The organism is Burkholderia sp. BCC1993 (assembly GCF_905339865.1).
Lineage (GTDB): Bacteria > Pseudomonadota > Gammaproteobacteria > Burkholderiales > Burkholderiaceae > Burkholderia.
Map to the genome: position 1 here is coordinate 346,057 of NZ_CAJPGZ010000008.1, position 16,725 is coordinate 362,781.

Sequence of the window (16,725 nt, forward strand, 5' to 3'; positions counted from 1 at the left end):
CCACTCCGGCCGGGCGCATCACGTCCGGCCCCGCATTTTCCGAGGAAGAACCATGCAACTCACAGGTCAGCTCCTGATCGGCCAGTCGGCCGTCGCCGGACAGAACGGCACCCTTCACGCGATCGCCGCCGCGACCGGCGAACCGCTCGAACCCGCGTTCGGCGGCGCGAGCCTGCACGACCTGGAGACGGCCTGCGCGCTCGCCGACGAAGCCTTCGACACGTATCGCGAGACGAGCCCCGAGCAACGCGCCGCGTTTCTCGATGCGATCGGCCGCAACATCATGGCGCTCGGCGACGACCTGATCGAACGCTGCGTCACCGAAACGGGCCTGCCGCGCGCACGCATCGAAGGCGAACGCGGCCGCACGGTCGGCCAGCTCGCGCTGTTCGCGTCGCTCGTGCGCGACGGCGCTTACGTCGATGCGCGCATCGACCCGGCCCGCCCGGACCGCAAGCCGCTGCCGCGCGTCGACCTGCGCCTGCGCAACGTCGCGATCGGGCCGGTCGCCGTGTTCGGCGCGTCGAACTTCCCGCTCGCATTCTCGGTCGCGGGCGGCGATACCGCGTCGGCACTCGCGGCCGGCTGCCCGGTGATCGTCAAGGCGCACTCCGCGCACCCGGGCACGTCCGAGCTCGTCGGCCGTGCGATCCAGCAGGCCGTGCGCGAATGCGGGCTGCCGGCCGGCGTGTTCTCGCTGCTGTTCGATGCGTCGCGTGAAATCGGCCAGGCGCTCGTCGCCGATCCGCGCATCAAGGCCGTCGGTTTCACCGGCTCGCGCCGCGGCGGCGTCGCGCTGATGAACATCGCGGCCGCGCGCCACGAGCCGATTCCGGTCTATGCGGAAATGAGCTCGATCAACCCGGTGCTGCTGTTCCCGGCCGCGCTCGACGCGCGCCGCGACACGATCGCGCCGCAGTTCGTCGCGTCGCTCGCCCTCGGCGCCGGCCAGTTCTGCACGAACCCGGGCCTCGTGCTCGCGGTCGACGGCCCCGCGCTGCGCGCGTTCGAAGCCGCGGCAGCCACCGCCGTACAGGCGACCGCCGCGCAGACGATGCTGACGCCGCACATCCACGCGAGCTACGCACAAGGCGTGGCCACCCTGCGCGCGCACGACGCGGTCGAGCTGCTCGCGGAAGGCGCGGAAGGCGGCCGCTATCAGGCGCGCGCGGCGCTGTTCGCGACATCGGCGGACGCGTTCATCGCCCACCCCGAACTGCGCGACGAAGTGTTCGGCCCCGCGTCGCTGATCGTGCGCTGCCCGGATGCCGACACCCTGCACCGCGTGCTGAAGTCGCTCGAAGGCCAGCTGACGATCGCCGCGCATCTCGCCGACGGCGACGCCGCGCTGTTCGCCGCGCTGCGCCCGACGCTCGAGCGCAAGGCCGGCCGCATTCTCGTCAACGGTTTCGGCACGGGCGTCGAGGTCGGTCATGCGATGGTGCACGGCGGCCCGTTCCCGGCCACGTCCGACACGCGCACGACGTCGGTCGGCGCACGCGCGATCGAGCGTTTCCTGCGCCCCGTGTCGTACCAGGACGTGCCGGACGCGCTGCTGCCCGACGCCATCCGCAACGGCAACCCGCTGAACGTGCCGCAACGCATCGACGGCGTGCCCGCGCCGCGGGAAGCGCGCGATGTCTGAGCCGCTCGCCGACGTCGTCCTGTCGCTCGATGAGGTGCACGCACTCGCGCTGCGGGTGCTGACGCATCATGGGATGTCCGATGCGCACGCGCAGGCGATCGCCAACGTGATCACGCAGGGCCAGCGCGACGAATGCCACTCGCACGGCGTGTACCGGCTGCTCGTGTGCGTGCGCTCGCTGAAGAAGGGCAAGGTCGATCCGCAGGCCGTGCCGACGCTGCGCCGGCTGTCGTCGTCGATCGTCGCGGTCGACGCGCATCGCGGCTTCTCGCTGCTGAGCTTCGAGACCGGCCTGCCGGTGCTCGTCGAGATGGCGAAGCAGCACGGAATCGCCGCGATGACGATCAACCGCTGCTACCACTTCTCGGCGCTGTGGCCCGAGGTCGAGGCGATCGCCGCCGAGGGGCTGGCCGGCATCGCGATGAACCCGAGCCACAGCTGGGTCGCACCGGAAGGCGGCCGCGAACCGGTGTTCGGCACCAACCCGATCGCATTCGCGTGGCCGCGCCCGGACGGCGTGCCGTTCGTGTTCGACTTCGCGACCAGCGCGATCGCGCGCGGCGACATCGAGCTGCATGCGAAACAGGGCAAGGCGATCCCGCCGCACTGGGCGATCGATGCGGACGGCCAGCCGACCACCGATCCGAAGGCCGCGCTGCAGGGTGCGATGCGCACGTTCGGCGGGCACAAGGGCTCGGCGCTCGCGGCGATGGTCGAACTGCTCGGCGGCGCGCTGATCGGCGACCTGACGAGCCAGGAGTCGATGGATTTCGACGAAGGCGTCGGCGCGACGCCGTGCCACGGCGAACTCGTGATCGCGTTCGACCCGAAGGTGTTCCTCGGCGACGAACTCGACGCGGGTCTCGCGCGCGGCGAGCGGATGTTCGCGTCGATCACCGGGCAAGGCGCGCGGCTGCCGTCGCAACGGCGCTTCGATGCCCGCGCGCGCAGCATCGCGCACGGCGTGCGGATTCCGAAGGCGCTGTACGACGAAATCCTGACGCTGCTCGACTGACGCGCGATCGGCGGGTACGGCGCACGGCTTCATCGTCGGCAGAACGGGCGATGAAGCCGCTGCCCGCTCCGCCTGCGATGGCCGGCGTCCGCCTTCGTGCCTGGTGCGCCCGGTTCGCCTTCACGCTCGGCACACCGAGGCGCTGTCCGGCGCACCACTCCACCCGCGCCCTCGCCCGCGGGCGCCGCACGCCCGGCGGCTGTGGGATAATCGTCGAGTTTGCCCAGGGCGCAGCTCAAGAGGTTGTTCGCACGGGCGCGCGAGAGGCCTTTATTCCCGTGCCTCCACCCTTTTCCGCGATATTTCTTCAGCCATACCATGCCCACATACCGTTCCAAAACTTCCACCGCCGGCCGCAACATGGCAGGTGCGCGCTCGCTGTGGCGCGCCACCGGCATGAAAGACGACGATTTCTCGAAGCCGATCATCGCGGTCGTCAACTCGTTCACGCAGTTCGTGCCCGGGCACGTGCACCTGAAGGATCTCGGCCAGCTCGTCGCGCGCGAGATCGAGGCCGCCGGCGGCGTCGCGAAGGAATTCAACACGATCGCGGTCGACGACGGCATCGCGATGGGCCATGACGGCATGCTCTACTCGCTGCCGAGCCGCGACATCATCGCCGACTCGGTCGAATACATGGTGAACGCGCACTGCGCGGACGCGATGGTCTGCATCTCGAACTGCGACAAGATCACGCCGGGGATGCTGATGGCCGCGATGCGCCTCAACATCCCGGTGATCTTCGTGTCGGGCGGCCCGATGGAAGCCGGCAAGACGCGTCTCGCGAACCCGGTCACCAAGACCGTCGAACTGAAGAAGCTCGACCTCGTCGACGCGATGGTGATCGCGGTCGACCCGTCGTATTCGGACGCCGAAGTCGCCGAAGTCGAACGCTCGGCCTGCCCGACCTGCGGTTCGTGCTCGGGCATGTTCACCGCGAACTCGATGAACTGCCTGACCGAAGCGCTCGGCCTGTCGCTGCCCGGCAACGGCACGGTGGTCGCGACGCACGCCGATCGCGAGCGGCTGTTCAAGCGCGCCGGCCGCCGCATCGTCGAACTCACGCGCCAGCACTACGAGCAGGACGACCTGAGCGCGCTGCCGCGCTCGGTCGGCTTCAAGGCGTTCGAGAACGCGATGACGCTCGACATCGCGATGGGCGGTTCGACCAACACGATCCTGCACCTGCTGGCGATCGCGCAGGAAGCCGGCATCGACTTCACGATGAAGGACATCGATCGCCTGTCGCGCAGCGTGCCGCAGCTGTGCAAGGTCGCGCCGAACACGAACAAGTACCACATCGAGGACGTGCACCGCGCCGGCGGCATCATGGCGATCCTCGGCGAGCTCGACCGCGCCGGCAAGCTGCACACCGACGTGCCGACCGTGCACGCGCCGACGCTGAAGGACGCGCTCGACCAGTGGGACATCGTCCGCACCGAAGACGAAGCGGTCCGCACGTTCTACCTGGCCGGCCCGGCCGGGATCCCGACGCAGGTCGCGTTCAGCCAGGACACACGCTGGCCGAGCCTCGACCTCGACCGTGCCGAAGGCTGCATCCGCTCGTACGAGCATGCGTTCTCGAAGGAAGGCGGCCTGGCCGTGCTGACCGGCAACATCGCGCTCGACGGCTGCGTGGTGAAGACAGCCGGCGTCGACGAAAGCATCCTCGTGTTCGAAGGCTCGGCCCACGTGACCGAATCGCAGGACGAAGCGGTCGAGAACATCCTGAACGACAAGGTCAAGGCCGGCGACGTCGTGATCGTGCGCTACGAAGGCCCGAAGGGCGGCCCCGGCATGCAGGAAATGCTGTACCCGACGAGCTACATCAAGTCGAAGGGCCTCGGCAAGGCATGCGCGCTGCTGACCGACGGCCGCTTCTCGGGCGGCACGTCGGGCCTGTCGATCGGTCACTGCTCGCCGGAAGCGGCAGCGGGCGGCGCGATCGGCCTCGTGCGCGACGGCGACAAGATCCGCATCGACATCCCGAACCGCACGATCGACGTGCTCGTTTCGGACGAGGAACTCGCACGGCGCCGCGAGGAGCAGAACGCGAAGGGCTGGAAACCGGCGCAAGCGCGCCCGCGCAAGGTGTCCGCGGCGCTGAAGGCCTATGCGAAGCTGGTGATGTCGGCCGACAAGGGCGCCGTGCGCGACCTGTCGCTGCTCGACGACTGACGCCCGGCGGCGGGCCGTACGACGGGCCCGCCCGCCTTGATCGGGAGCCGCTCTCCGGAGCGGCATCGGACTGCTGACGAACCCCACGTTTTTCGGAGCGTGGGGTTTCGTTTTTCCAGGAACAGGCTTGCAGGGGCGCGGTGAGCGAGCAGACCGATTTGTTTTTCGTCCGGCGCCGGCCGACGGCCGCGGCACCGGTGCCGTCGGCCGGTCAACGACGAAACTCGTCGCTGCTGCCCCCACCGCCGCCACCGCCGTGGTTACCGCCACCGTTTCCGCCGCCCTGCGGCCGTGCGCCGCCGTAACCTCCACCACCCTGATGCGTCGGCGGCACCATCATCCGGGCCGCGCCACCGCTCGGTGCGGGCGGTGGCGGCGGTGGCGCCGGCTGACGGGCAGCCGCGCCAGGCATCGGCGCGGGCGCAGGCGCGGCCTGCGGCGCCGGCGCGCGGTTCGGGCCGTTCCAGCCGCCGCGCGTGGCCGACGGCCGTGCATCATGCCGCTCGGGCGGCGCGCCGCCCGGCCCGCGCTGAACCGGTCCGCCCGGCTGCGGGCGCCCGTAGGCCGGCGGCATCCCGCCGGGGCCGACGCGCGGCTCGGCACGATGCTCACGATGCTCCCAGCGGTCGCGATCGTGAAACCACGGCCGGTGGCGGTAATAGCGGTCCCAGTACGCGCCGATCGCGAACCCGGTCACCGGCACGCCGATGATCGCGCCGTATTCGAGCAACGGCACGTAATTGCCCTCGTACGGATAGTCGAGCTGCTCCGCGTCGATCCAGCCGCGCACGCCCGGCAGCGCGACGTCGCACCACGCGTAGTCGCTGAGGCAGCCGAACACGTCCAGCGCGGTGCCGGGCGGGACCTCTGCGACGACCGGATAATCGGGTGCCGGCCCCGCATAGATTTCGGCCCCGGAGTTCGTGTAGGCGCTGCTTTGCGCGTCGGCGAAGCCCGGTATCGCGGCGACACCGAACAGGACGACGCACAGACTTCGGATGATCGTGTTGCTCATGTTGCTCTCCCGCGCGGTGCCGCCGCGCGTCGGTCAATGTCGATGGCCCCCGCCCCAATGCCCGCCTCCCCAGTGGCCGCCGCCCCAGGGACGGCGCCAGTACCCGCCGCGGTAGCCGCCGCCCCAATGCCCCCAGAAGCCGAGGCCGATCGTGACGGGCGGCCCGTACCAGCCCGGGTAATACGCGGGATAGTAGGCCGGGTAAGGCACATAGGCCGGCGCGGCATATACCGGAGCCGGCGCGTCGACGTAATCGTCCGCCGCCGGCGGCACGGCCGGCACCGCGGGTGTCGACGGGACGACCGGCCCGGCATTTGCCGGCGCTACCGGGAGCTCGCGCTGCGACACCGTGGCAGGCACGGGTGCGTAATACGGCGCATAGCCGTACGGGCCCGTGTAATAACAACCGCTCAGCGCGAGCATGGCCAGCGCCATGACGGCAGGCCTCGCGGCGGGAATCGGGTTCATTTCAAGCTCCGCAGGAATCCGCGCGTCGCCGCGTGGCGCGCGCCTGACTCTAGCTTACGTCCCCTGCATATTTCTGCGGGTTTGATCCGTTACTTTTTGTTTCCCTGGATCGAATGCGGGGTCGGGACTGGACGGGCATGCCGCATGCTCGCGCGTCTGCCGAGCCGACGTTGAAGTTGACGCAAATGCCCTCAACTTGAATATCGAGTCAGGCTGGCCGGCGCGGACGGGCGTTCGCGGCCCCCGGGAGCCTGAAACCCGCGGACTTCGGCCCGCCCAGACAGGAACGCGGCTCACGCCGCCATCGACATGACTACGCCACGCCCCACGCTTCGGGCGGACACGCCCCTCGATCCGATCATCCAGCTGCTGGCGCTTGCCGGCGAACAGGGTTATCTGACGCACGCCGACCTCGTCGACGCGCTGCCGCCGGAAAGCGACAGCCCCGACGCGCTGGACGTCGTGCGCGCCGCGCTCGCGGACATCGGCATCGCCGTGCTCGACGAGCCGGCCGCGCCGGTGCCGTTCGCGGGCGCGGCGCCGGGCGACGTCGATCGCGACGCGCTTGACGAGGGCCGCGCGCTGCTCGGCGATCTGGCCCGCGGCACGAGCGCATCGACCGATCCGCTCGCGCTCTACATGCGGCGCATCCATGCGGTGCCCCTGCTCAAGCGCGAGGACGAAATCGTGCTGGCCCGCGAGATCGAAACGGGCCGCCATCAGATCCTGCACGCGCTCGCCGGCTGTCCGGCGGCCGTCGAGGCGCTGCTCGCGCGCCATGGCGCGACGAACGCAACCGGCGCGGCCGCCAACGAAGGCGACGACGTCGGCGACGGCGAAGGCAACGCGCCGGCTCCCGCGCGCTACGACACGCTGCAGGACGCGGTGACGGCCGTGCGCGGCGCATTGCACGCACAAGGCTGCCGCTCGGCCGAATACCGCGACGCACGCAACCGCCTGGCCGCCCTGCTCGGTTCGCTCGCGTGGGTTGCACCGGCCGTCGACAACGCAAGCCGCGTCGTGCGCGCACTGGCCGCCGCGCCGGTCGACGCCGCGACGGCCGCCACCGCGGGCACCGACGCCGCGGGCACCGACGCCGCGTGCTTCGACACGGTCGCGCGGCGTGCGCTCGGCGCCGCGCTGAGCGACGGCCAGCAGAAGGTGCGCGACGGTACGCGCGCGATGCTCGAGGCGAACCTGCGGCTCGTGCTGTCGATCGCGCGCAAGTACATGAACCGCGGCGTCGACCTGCCTGACCTCGTGCAGGACGGCTGCCTCGGCCTGATGCGCGCGATCGAGAAGTTCGAATACCGGCGGGGCTTCAAGTTCTCGACCTACGCGACCTGGTGGATCCGGCAGGCGGTCGCGCGCGCGGTGGCCGATCGCGCGCGCACGATCCGCGTACCGGTGCACGTCGGCGACCAGTACCAGCGCGTGCATCGGCACGCGCTGCGCTTCCGCCAGCGCACCGGCCGGCGCGCGACGCCGGCCGAACTCGCGGCCGAAACCGGGCTCGCCGAGGACAAGCTGCGCGCGGTGCTCGCGCTCCCTGCCGAGCCGGTGTCGCTCGACACGCCGCTGCCCGACGCGGACGCCGGCCTCGTCGACCTGATCGAGGACCAGGCGTCGGCGAGCCCGTTCGAGCAGTTGGCCGACACGCGGATGCGCGAATGCGTGACATCGCTGCTGCGCTCGGTCACGCCGGCCGAGGCCGACGTGCTGCGCCGCCGGTTCGGCCTCGGCGGCGCCGAGCCCGACACCTATGACGCGATCGCGCAGGACGCGGGCATGTCGCGCGAACGCGTGCGGCAGATCGAGAAGCGCGCGCTCGCCGCGCTGCGCACGGCCGCGGAAGCGGAAGGCGCGCAGACGTTCCTCGACGCGTGACGCATCGCGCGTTCGTGCCGCGGCCCGGCACGAGCGCGCGCGGCCCGCTTCCGCCTGTGCAACGTTTGCCATTGACGCACATCAAGTTTTGTTCGTCGGCCGCGCTGACAATATGTTGAAATAAAAGGTGGACCGGCGCGTTACCCGCCGTGTCCATTCCGTTTGCACATCTCCGGGCTCCGCACATGCAAACGACCATCGGCCAGACACACGAGGAAAACCGGCAAATCGCGGCCTGCCTGCGCGAAGCCGCGCAGTTGCTTGCCGACCAGGGGGCGAATCCTTATCGGGTTGCCGCCTACCGCGCGTCGGCCGACACGATCGCCTCGCTCGAAGACGGCATCCGCACCCGGTTCGACGCGGGCGGCGTCGATTCGCTCGGTGCACTGCCGGAGATCGGCACGGGCGTCGCCCAGGCGATCGCCGAACTGCTGGTGACCGGACGCTGGCGCCAGCTCGACCGGCTGCGCGGCGACGCGGAGCGCGCGTCCGCATTCGAAGCCGTGCCGGGCATCGGCCACGCGCTCGCGCTGCGGATTCACGACCAATTGCACATCGATACGCTCGAGGATCTCGAACGCGCGGCCCGCAGCGGCCAGCTCGAAGCGATCGCGGGCGTCGGCCCGCGCCGCGCGGCCGGCATCCGCGCGGCGCTCGACGACGTGCTGACCCGGCGCCGGCGCTGGCAAGGCCACACGCGCAACGCCGATCTCGGCACCGAGCCGCCGGTCGAGCTGCTGCTGTATATCGACCGCCTGTACCGCAACAAGGCCGCTGCCGGCATCCTGCCCACGCTCGTGTCGCGTCGGCTGAACGCGGACCTGAGCGTTCAGCCGCCCGTGATGCACATGACGAAAGGCGGCTGGCATTTCACCGTGCTGTGCCCGTATCCGGTTCGCCCGCAGGAGTCCACCCGCACCGCCGACTGGGTCGCGCTCTACTTCTACGATGCGCTGCAATGCGAATACCAGAGGACGGTCGTCACCGAAACGCTCGGCTCGCTTGTCGGCAAGCGCATCGTGCGCGGACGCGAGATGGAGTGTCGTGTGTATTACGCGGGATGATCCGCGCAGGGGCGCTGGCCGCCGCGGTACGGCCGCCCCGCCGCCGGCCCGCGCGCGCCGTTCCGGCAAACCGGACCGCTTGACCGCTTACGCGCCGTCGTTCTTCGTGCGGCGCACCGGATGACGATGCGCGGCGATGCGCAGCAGCTTGCGGAACGACGGACACTCGAGATGGCTCGGCGCCGGGCACACGGCCGCATGCCGCAATGCATCGCGCACTGCGCCGAGACGCCGGATCGTACGGTCGAGCTCGTCTGCCTTGTCGTCGAGTTTCGCCCGGTCGATCGCGAGCCGGCCGTCCGCGCCGAACATCGCGACGATGTCGTCCAGCGAAAAGCCGGCCTCACGGCCGAGCGCGATCAGCGCCAGGCGCTCGAGCACCGATTCGTCGTACTGGCGCCGCAGCCCGTGACGGCCGGTCGGCACGATCAATCCCTTTTCCTCGTAGTAGCGCAGCGTCGACGCGGGCAATCCCGAGCGGCGCGCGACATCGGCGATGTCCAGACGGCTCATGCTTGATCTCAAGTGAACTTGAGGTTGCAAGATAGCCGCCCGACGCCTCCGACACAAGCCCGGACCGCCCCGCCGTTGCCGCAGCCGCCCCGCTGCTGCCGGCCGATTCAGCGGCGCCGAGCCCGCGCCCGCGTCATTCGCCGCCGCTGTCGATCAGGTTGTGGCGCACGCGCCCGAGCAGGCGCACGAGCGTGTCGCGCTCGTCGCGCGTGAAGCCGCGCAGCCCGTCGTCGGTGACGGTGTCGCCGACTTCCAGCATCTGCGGAAAGATCTCGCGCGACTTGTCGGTCAGCCGGATCACGAACGCGCGGCGATCGTCGTCGTTCGCGATGCGTTCGATCCACCCGCAGCCTTCCATCCGGTCGAGCAGCCGCGTCAGCGAGATCGGCGTGATCTCGAGCCATTCCGCGAGCCGCGCCTGATTCATCTCGCCCTTCCACGTCAGGTACGCAAGCACGCGGCTTTGCGCGCGCGTCAGCCCGATGCGCTTCGCGCGCCGGTCGAACAGGCGTCCTTGCAGGCGGGCCACGTCGGTGATCAGGTAGCCGATCCGGTTCTCGTAACTCTTGTCCATGCGGCGATTATAGGGGCACGCCGCGAATGACCTGCGGCCCGGACCAAGCGATGAGCACAACTATAATAAGCATGCTTATAATTCGAGTGATACCGGATCGCCGCCCACAGCGACCGCCCCACGGAGACACCCGCTTGAATCCCGCCGCCGACGCCCCCGCCTCGCCGCCCGCCCCCAATCGGCCGATGCTGACCCTGTCGATCATGCTCGCGACGCTGATCCAGACGCTCGACAGCACGATCGCGAACGTCGCGCTGCCGCACATGCAGGGCACGCTGTCCGCGTCGCAGGACGAAATCACCTGGGTGCTGACCTCCTACATCGTCGCCGCGGCGATCGCGACGCCGCTGACCGGCTGGCTGTCCGACCGGCTCAGCATGAAACGGCTGCTGACGATCTCGATCGCGGGCTTCACGATCGCGTCCGCGCTGTGCGGGCTGTCCGAGTCGCTCGTGCAGATCGTCGGCGCGCGGCTGCTGCAGGGCGTGTTCGGCGCCGCGCTGGTGCCGCTGTCGCAGTCGATCCTGCTCGACATCAACCCGCGCGAGAAACAGGGCCAGGCGATGGCGATCTGGGGGATGGGCGTGATGGTCGGCCCGATCCTCGGCCCGACGCTCGGCGGCTGGCTCACCGACAGCTACAACTGGCGCTGGGTGTTCTTCATCAACGTGCCGATCGGCGCATTCGCACTGGCGGGCGTGCTGACTTTCCTGCCCGCGCGTGCGCCGCGCGCGCACGTGAAATTCGACGCGTTCGGCTTCGCGACGCTCGCGCTCGCGATCGGCGCGCTCCAGGCGATGCTCGACCGCGGCGAACAGCTCGACTGGTTCGGTTCGTACGAAATCCGCATCGAGGCGCTCGTCGCGGCGTTGAGCTTCGCGTTCTTCCTCGTGCATACCGCGACCGCCGGCCGCGCGTCGTTCTTCAAGTCCGAGCTGCTGCGCGACCCGAACTTCGCGACCGGCACGCTGTTCATCTTCGTCGTCGGCGCGGTGCTGTACGCGACGCGCGCGCTGCTGCCGCCGATGCTGCAGAACCTGATGGGCTATCCCGTCGCGACGACGGGACTCGTCACCGCGCCGAGCGGCGCGGGCACGATGATCGCGATGCTGTTCGTCGGACGATTGCTGAAATACGTGGACGCGCGGGCGCTGCTGCTCGCCGGGCTGGCGATTTCCGCGCTCGCGCTGTGGCAGATGATGCAGTACACGATCGTGCTGTCCGAGGCGGACATCGTGTGGCCCGGCGTGGTCCAGGGCTTCGGCCTGGGGCTCGTGTTCGTGCCGCTGAGCGCGCTGTCGTTCTCGACGCTGCAGCCCGAGCTGCGCGCGGACGGCACGGCCACCTACAGCCTGATGCGCAACATCGGCAGCAGTATCGGCATCTCGATCGTCCAGACGCTGATGACGCGCAACACGCAGGTCGCGCATGCCGACCTCGCGACCCACATCACGCCGTTCGACCCGGCCGTGCAGGCGATGGCCGGCAGCCACGTCGACATCGCACTGCTCGACCGCACGATCAACCAGCAGGCCGCGATGATCGCGTACCTGAACGACTTCAAGCTGATGTTCGTCGCGACGCTGCTGATGATCCCGCTGTTGCTGCTGATCCGCCCGCCGCAGAAAACGGCGAGTGTCGACGTCGCGCATGCGGCGATGGATTGACGATGCGACGGGCGCTCGCCCGTCGCAGGCCGACACGTCAGACCTTCATCGTCCCGGTGCGCACGTAGCGCTCGTGCCACGACAGCGCCTCGGCGAGCAGGTGCGGCGTGTGCTTGCCGAAGCTCTCGCGCGACGCGCGCTCGAAGTAGTCCTCGAGCATCGGCCGGTAGTCGGGATGCGCGCAGGTCGCGATGATCTTGCGCGCGCGCTGCTTCGGCGACAGGCCGCGCAGGTCGGCGAGCCCCTGCTCGGTGACGACCACCGCGACGTCGTGCTCGGTATGGTCGACGTGGCTCGCCATCGGCACGATCCGCGAGATCGCACCACCCTTCGCGGTACTCGCCGACATGAAGCACGACAGGTAGCCGTTGCGCGCGAAGTCGCCCGAGCCGCCGATGCCGTTCTGGATCTTCGTGCCCATCACGTGCGTCGAGTTCACGTTGCCGTAGATGTCGGCCTCGATCATCCCGTTCATCGCGATGCAGCCGAGGCGGCGCACGAGTTCCGGATGGTTGCTGATCTCCTGCGGGCGCAGCAGGATCTTTTCGCGGAACGTCGCGATCTCGTCCGCGAAGCGCTGCACCGCGGCCGGGCTCAGCGACAGCGCCGTGGCCGATGCGAAGCTCAACGTCCCGTCGTCGAGCAGGTCGAGCATGCCGTCCTGGATCACTTCGGTGTACGCGGTCAGGTTCGAGAAACCGGCCGAGCTGAGTTCCGCGAGCACCGCGTTCGTGATGTTGCCGACGCCCGACTGCAGCGGCAGCAGGTTTTCCGGCAGGCGGCCGCGCTTCACCTCGTGGCGCAGGAAGTCGATCAGTTGCAGCGCGATCTGCTTCGACGTGGCGTCCGGCGCGGAGAATGCGTTGCTGCGGTCCGGCGCATCGGTCTCGACGATCGCGACGATCTTCTCGGCCGGGCAGCGCAGGTACGGCTCGCCGATCCGGTCGTCGCTTTTCGTCAGCGGAATCGGCTTGCGGTGCGGCGGCAGCGCGGTGCCGTAATAGACGTCGTGCATCCCGTCGAGGCCGAGCGGCTGGCGCGAATTCACTTCGAGGATCACGTGCTTCGCCTGCTCGAGCCACGTCTTGTTGTTGCCGATCGACGCGGACGGAATCAGCAGCCCGTCCTCGCGGATACCCGCGACTTCGACGATCGCGACGTCGAGGTCGCCGTACAGCCCGAACCATGCGTATTGCGCGACGTGGCTCAGGTGGACGTCCTGGTAGTCGACTTCGCCGTTGTTGATCTTGTCGCGCAGCGTCGGGTCGGACTGGTACGGCAGGCGCATCGAGATGCCGTTGGTGCGGGCGAGCGCGCCGTCGAGTTCCGGCGCGGTCGATGCGCCGGTCAGCACGTTGATCCGGAAGTCCTCGCCGCGCGCGTGGGCCGCGTCGATGTGGGCGGCGAGCGCGGCGGGCACGGCTTTCGGATAGCCGGAACCGGTGAAGCCGCTCATGGCGACGGTCATGCCGGGACGGATCAGCGCGGCGGCTTCGTCGGCGGTGCGGACGAGCGAACGCAGGGCGGGAGCGAGGATGCGTGAAGAAGACATGGCTGTATATCTGACGCTTTTGGTCTGTCGTTGACGTCGCGGGGGGTGTCTCCTGGGCGACGCGAAGCCCTTGGGGCCGCGAGGGGCGGCCCGGCACCACGGGCACGGTCGGAGTATCGCAGAGGCCATCGCCGCGAAATGTCCGTTGAATGCAAAAGATACTTGCCGAATGCGCCGGGTATCGAACGGCCGTTCTGTGACAGGGAGCCGGAAGCGCGTCGAATGCACTCGAAAGGTGCGCGAAAGCGAACCGCCAATTTGCCGCGCACGGATTACAAACTGCTTAACGCCAATCGATCGACATCTTTCCGGATTGACAGCGTATACGCGGGGAATCCGCATGCAACGGCCGATCGGCGATCGCCGCGGCCGATTGTCGCCCGACGCAGCTTTTGCGGGCCTGATGCACATCAACGCGTCGACGCGCGCGGATCGCCGCCGAGCCCGCGCGCAAGGCCCGTCCGCCCTTGACAGCCGCGCGATGCGAACCACACTGGAGCAGGTAAGGCCCGCCTGTGCGAACGCCGTTTCGCGCATCCGGTTTGCAACCGGCCGATGTCCGGAATACGCGGTAACACTCCCGTATGTCAGGACATTGATCGAATAAAAAGCAACAAATTACAATTCCGTATATATTTCGCCGATGGACCAAAGAAAAACCGCCACACGTTCCGAACCGCCCCTGCCACGCACCTGGGATGCGCGGCTCGCGCGCTCGCTCGTACGCCCGCTGATCGACACGCCTGTCACCCCGAATCACCTCACTACCCTTCGTCTGCTGATCGGCCTCGCCGGTGCCTGGTGCCTCGCGCAAGGCGGCTTCGGCTGGAGCAACGCGGGGGCATTCCTGATCGTGCTGTCGAACTTCGTCGACCACACCGACGGCGAACTCGCGCGCATCAGCGGCAAGTCCAGCAAGATCGGTCACTTTTACGACCTCGCGGCCGACGCGCTCGTGACGGTCGCGCTGTTCGTCAGCATGGGCCTCGGCATCGTCGCCCAGGGCGGCCAGATGGCCGCGTCGCCGGTGCTGCTCGGCGCGGTGGCCGGCGCGGCCGTCGCGCTGATCTTCTTCCTGCGCATGCGGATCGAATCGATCGCCGGCAAGGCCGGCACCAAGCAGGCGTTCGCCGGCGGCTTCGAGACGGAAGACGTGCTCTACCTGCTGCCGATCGTGACGCTCGTCGACGGCGTCCAGCCGTTCCTGCTCGCGGCATCGATCGGCGCCCCGCTGTTCGCCGCGTGGGTCGTGATCGACTGGTGGCGCATCGTCCGCCGCGGCAATCTCCCGCAGAACCCTACCGAAATCCAGGTTTCCAAATGACTCCTAGCACGCGCGACGACTCCGTGCTGAGCCCGGCACGCCCCGCGCCTGCGCGCGCGGCAGCGGCCGATCCCGATCGCACCGTGGCCGACTGCGTCGGCCGTCTCGACCTCGACCGCCTGCGCGGCGACTACACGCGCCAGGGGTCGTTCCTGTACCTCGACGCATTCCTGCCGGCCGACGCGCACGCGAAGCTCGCGGCCGCCGCCCGCGCGATGCAGGCCGGCCTGAACCGCAATTACCTGCCCGGCCACAAGCAGGGCGGCAGCGTGAGCCGGCACACGATCGACGAGCAGGCGCCGTACATCGCGGAGCTGTACCGCTCGAAGGCGCTGATCGCCTTCCTCGAGAAGGTCACCGGCGACAAGCTGATGCTGTCGCCGGACGACGATCCGCATGCGTACGCGCTGTACTACTACACGAAGCCGGGCGACCACATCGGCTGGCACTACGACACGTCGTACTACGACGGCCGCCGCTACACGCTGCTGATCGGCGTGATCGACGAGTCGTCGTGCCGGCTCGACTACGAACTGCATACGCGCAATCCTGACGTGCCCGACGAGCCGGGTTCCGTGCAGATCGCCGACGGCGGCATCGTGCTGTTCGACGGCGACAAGCTGCGCCATCGCATCACGCCGCTCGGCCAGAACGAGACGCGCGTGTCGCTCACTTTCGAATACGTGACCAACCCCGGCATGCGGCCGTGGAAGCGCTTCATCTCGAACATGAAGGACGCGATCGCGTATTTCGGTTTCCGCCAGGTGTTCAAGCAGCTGGCCACGCGACGGTCGAGCGGGTCATGACACGCGCCGGCCTGCTCCTGCTGTCCCTCGGAACGGCACTGTTCGTCGCCCTGCTCGCGTGGCAGGGCGTCGGCGCGGTCGCCTCGACGTTCCTCGCGGCCGGCTGGGGCCTCGCGCTCGTCGCGGCGTTCCACGTCGTGCCGCTCGTGATCGACGCGTTCGCGATCTCCGTGATGTTCCGTCGCGGCCAGCCGGGCGCCGAGCTCGGCAACGCGCTGCGCGCGCGCTGGGTCGGCGAATCGGTGAACAGCCTGCTGCCCGCCGGGCAGATCGGCGGCCCGGTGCTGATGGTGCGCCACCTCGCGCAGCGCGGCACGCGGATGGCCGACGCGGCCGCCGCGGTCACCGTCAGCACGACGATGCAGGCGCTCGCGCAGATGGCGTTCGCGCTGATCGGCATCGCCACGTTCAGCGTGTATGCGACGCACGAGTCGGTCGCTCACCTGCGCACCCCGGCGCTGATCGCCACCGGCGTGCTCGGCGCGCTGGCCGTCGCGTTCTACGCGGCGCAGCGGCGCGGGCTGTTCGGCCGCGGGCTGCGTCTCGCGTCGAAGCTGCTCGGCCCGCGCGACTGGTCGTCGCTCGCGACCCGCGCGGACGCGATCGACGACGCGGTCGGCGCGCTGTACCGCGATCGCGCGAAGGTCGCGAAGACCTTCGGATTGAGCCTCGTCGGCTGGATCGTCGGCACCGCCGAAGTGTGGCTCGCGCTGCACTTCCTCGGGCACCCGGTCAGCTGGCTCGACGCGCTGCTGCTCGAGAGCGTCGGCCAGGCGATTCGCGGCGCGGCATTCGCGATCCCCGGCTCGCTCGGTGCACAGGAAGGCGGTTACCTGCTGCTCGCCCCGCTGGTCGGCCTGCCGCCCGACGCGGCGCTCGCGCTGTCGCTCGCGAAGCGCGCGCGCGAACTCGCGCTCGGCCTGCCCGGCCTGCTCTATCTGCATTTCAGTGAAAGAAACTGGCAGCGGCGCCGTGCGCCGCAGCCCATCGCCGACTGATCGTTCAGATCCGCCGGCT

Annotated in this window: 14 protein-coding genes; 9 read left to right on the plus strand and 5 right to left on the minus strand. The window is 69.4% G+C overall.

Annotation, left to right across the window (positions count from 1 at the left end; genetic code table 11):
* Nucleotides 1–52 precede the first annotated feature (52 nt).
* From U4Y91_RS15995 to ilvD, 3 genes are all read left to right on the plus strand, one after another.
* Complete coding sequence (locus tag U4Y91_RS15995) at nucleotides 53–1,645, plus strand: aldehyde dehydrogenase (NADP(+)) (protein ID WP_321805827.1); 1,593 nt, start codon at nucleotides 53–55, stop codon at nucleotides 1,643–1,645.
* Nucleotides 1,638–2,660, plus strand: a complete 1,023-nt coding sequence (locus U4Y91_RS16000) for an Ldh family oxidoreductase (RefSeq protein WP_321805828.1) — start codon at nucleotides 1,638–1,640, stop codon at nucleotides 2,658–2,660. The genes U4Y91_RS15995 and U4Y91_RS16000 overlap by 8 nt, the downstream gene beginning before the upstream one ends.
* Before the next feature lie 318 nt (nucleotides 2,661–2,978).
* A complete protein-coding gene (gene ilvD / locus U4Y91_RS16005; protein ID WP_321805829.1) occupies nucleotides 2,979–4,838 on the plus strand; it encodes a dihydroxy-acid dehydratase in 1,860 nt (619 codons plus the stop codon).
* Nucleotides 4,839–5,049: 211 nt separating this feature from the next.
* Here the strand turns inward: ilvD and U4Y91_RS16010 are convergent, their stop codons facing one another.
* Complete coding sequence (locus U4Y91_RS16010; protein WP_321805830.1) at nucleotides 5,050–5,853, minus strand: SH3 domain-containing protein; 804 nt, start codon at nucleotides 5,851–5,853, stop codon at nucleotides 5,050–5,052.
* 33 nt (nucleotides 5,854–5,886) lie between these two features.
* Complete coding sequence (locus tag U4Y91_RS16015) at nucleotides 5,887–6,321, minus strand: hypothetical protein (RefSeq protein WP_321805831.1); 435 nt, start codon at nucleotides 6,319–6,321, stop codon at nucleotides 5,887–5,889.
* A gap of 309 nt (nucleotides 6,322–6,630) precedes the next feature.
* Between U4Y91_RS16015 and U4Y91_RS16020 the strand changes: the two genes are divergently transcribed.
* Complete coding sequence (locus U4Y91_RS16020) at nucleotides 6,631–8,208, plus strand: sigma-70 family RNA polymerase sigma factor (protein WP_321805832.1); 1,578 nt, start codon at nucleotides 6,631–6,633, stop codon at nucleotides 8,206–8,208.
* Between the two features lie 185 nt (nucleotides 8,209–8,393).
* Nucleotides 8,394–9,272, plus strand: coding sequence for a helix-hairpin-helix domain-containing protein (locus tag U4Y91_RS16025; RefSeq protein WP_321805833.1), 879 nt, complete (start codon nucleotides 8,394–8,396; stop codon nucleotides 9,270–9,272).
* 87 nt (nucleotides 9,273–9,359) lie between these two features.
* Here the strand turns inward: U4Y91_RS16025 and U4Y91_RS16030 are convergent, their stop codons facing one another.
* Together U4Y91_RS16030 and U4Y91_RS16035 are read right to left on the minus strand one after the other, a co-directional pair.
* Nucleotides 9,360–9,785 (minus strand): helix-turn-helix domain-containing protein, encoded by a 426-nt coding sequence (locus U4Y91_RS16030; RefSeq protein ID WP_321805834.1) that lies wholly within the window; start codon nucleotides 9,783–9,785, stop codon nucleotides 9,360–9,362.
* 133 nt (nucleotides 9,786–9,918) lie between these two features.
* Nucleotides 9,919–10,359, minus strand: coding sequence for a MarR family transcriptional regulator (locus U4Y91_RS16035; protein WP_321805835.1), 441 nt, complete (start codon nucleotides 10,357–10,359; stop codon nucleotides 9,919–9,921).
* A gap of 134 nt (nucleotides 10,360–10,493) precedes the next feature.
* On the opposite strand from U4Y91_RS16035, the gene U4Y91_RS16040 reads away from it, so the two are divergent.
* Nucleotides 10,494–12,026 (plus strand): DHA2 family efflux MFS transporter permease subunit, encoded by a 1,533-nt coding sequence (locus tag U4Y91_RS16040; protein ID WP_321805836.1) that lies wholly within the window; start codon nucleotides 10,494–10,496, stop codon nucleotides 12,024–12,026.
* A 37-nt stretch (nucleotides 12,027–12,063) separates the two neighbouring features.
* On the opposite strand, the gene U4Y91_RS16045 is transcribed toward U4Y91_RS16040, so the two are convergent.
* Complete coding sequence (locus U4Y91_RS16045; protein WP_321805837.1) at nucleotides 12,064–13,578, minus strand: acetyl-CoA hydrolase/transferase family protein; 1,515 nt, start codon at nucleotides 13,576–13,578, stop codon at nucleotides 12,064–12,066.
* A 643-nt stretch (nucleotides 13,579–14,221) separates the two neighbouring features.
* On the opposite strand from U4Y91_RS16045, the gene U4Y91_RS16050 reads away from it, so the two are divergent.
* Genes U4Y91_RS16050 through U4Y91_RS16060 form a run of 3 tightly spaced genes read left to right on the plus strand, consistent with a single transcriptional unit; the run spans nucleotide 14,222 to nucleotide 16,706 of the window.
* A complete protein-coding gene (locus U4Y91_RS16050) occupies nucleotides 14,222–14,902 on the plus strand; it encodes a CDP-alcohol phosphatidyltransferase family protein (protein WP_321805838.1) in 681 nt (226 codons plus the stop codon).
* On the plus strand, nucleotides 14,899–15,708 hold the full coding sequence (locus U4Y91_RS16055) for a 2OG-Fe(II) oxygenase (RefSeq protein ID WP_321805839.1): 810 nt from the start codon (nucleotides 14,899–14,901) through the stop codon (nucleotides 15,706–15,708). Before U4Y91_RS16050 ends, U4Y91_RS16055 begins: the two co-directional genes overlap by 4 nt.
* Nucleotides 15,705–16,706, plus strand: a complete 1,002-nt coding sequence (locus U4Y91_RS16060) for an HpnL family protein (protein ID WP_321805840.1) — start codon at nucleotides 15,705–15,707, stop codon at nucleotides 16,704–16,706. The genes U4Y91_RS16055 and U4Y91_RS16060 overlap by 4 nt, the downstream gene beginning before the upstream one ends.
* Nucleotides 16,707–16,725 lie beyond the last annotated feature (19 nt).

Coding starts and splice junctions, on each gene's coding strand:
- U4Y91_RS16055 (WP_321805839.1), top strand. CDS start 14,899: ATGACTCCTAGCACGCGCGACGACTCCGTGCTGAGCCCGGCACGCCCC.
- U4Y91_RS16060 (WP_321805840.1), top strand. CDS start 15,705: ATGACACGCGCCGGCCTGCTCCTGCTGTCCCTCGGAACGGCACTGTTC.
- ilvD (WP_321805829.1), top strand. CDS start 2,979: ATGCCCACATACCGTTCCAAAACTTCCACCGCCGGCCGCAACATGGCA.
- U4Y91_RS16000 (WP_321805828.1), top strand. CDS start 1,638: ATGTCTGAGCCGCTCGCCGACGTCGTCCTGTCGCTCGATGAGGTGCAC.
- U4Y91_RS16050 (WP_321805838.1), top strand. CDS start 14,222: ATGGACCAAAGAAAAACCGCCACACGTTCCGAACCGCCCCTGCCACGC.
- U4Y91_RS15995 (WP_321805827.1), top strand. CDS start 53: ATGCAACTCACAGGTCAGCTCCTGATCGGCCAGTCGGCCGTCGCCGGA.
- U4Y91_RS16025 (WP_321805833.1), top strand. CDS start 8,394: ATGCAAACGACCATCGGCCAGACACACGAGGAAAACCGGCAAATCGCG.
- U4Y91_RS16020 (WP_321805832.1), top strand. CDS start 6,631: ATGACTACGCCACGCCCCACGCTTCGGGCGGACACGCCCCTCGATCCG.
- U4Y91_RS16010 (WP_321805830.1), bottom strand. CDS start 5,853: ATGAGCAACACGATCATCCGAAGTCTGTGCGTCGTCCTGTTCGGTGTC.
- U4Y91_RS16035 (WP_321805835.1), bottom strand. CDS start 10,359: ATGGACAAGAGTTACGAGAACCGGATCGGCTACCTGATCACCGACGTG.
- U4Y91_RS16015 (WP_321805831.1), bottom strand. CDS start 6,321: ATGAACCCGATTCCCGCCGCGAGGCCTGCCGTCATGGCGCTGGCCATG.
- U4Y91_RS16045 (WP_321805837.1), bottom strand. CDS start 13,578: ATGTCTTCTTCACGCATCCTCGCTCCCGCCCTGCGTTCGCTCGTCCGC.
- U4Y91_RS16030 (WP_321805834.1), bottom strand. CDS start 9,785: ATGAGCCGTCTGGACATCGCCGATGTCGCGCGCCGCTCGGGATTGCCC.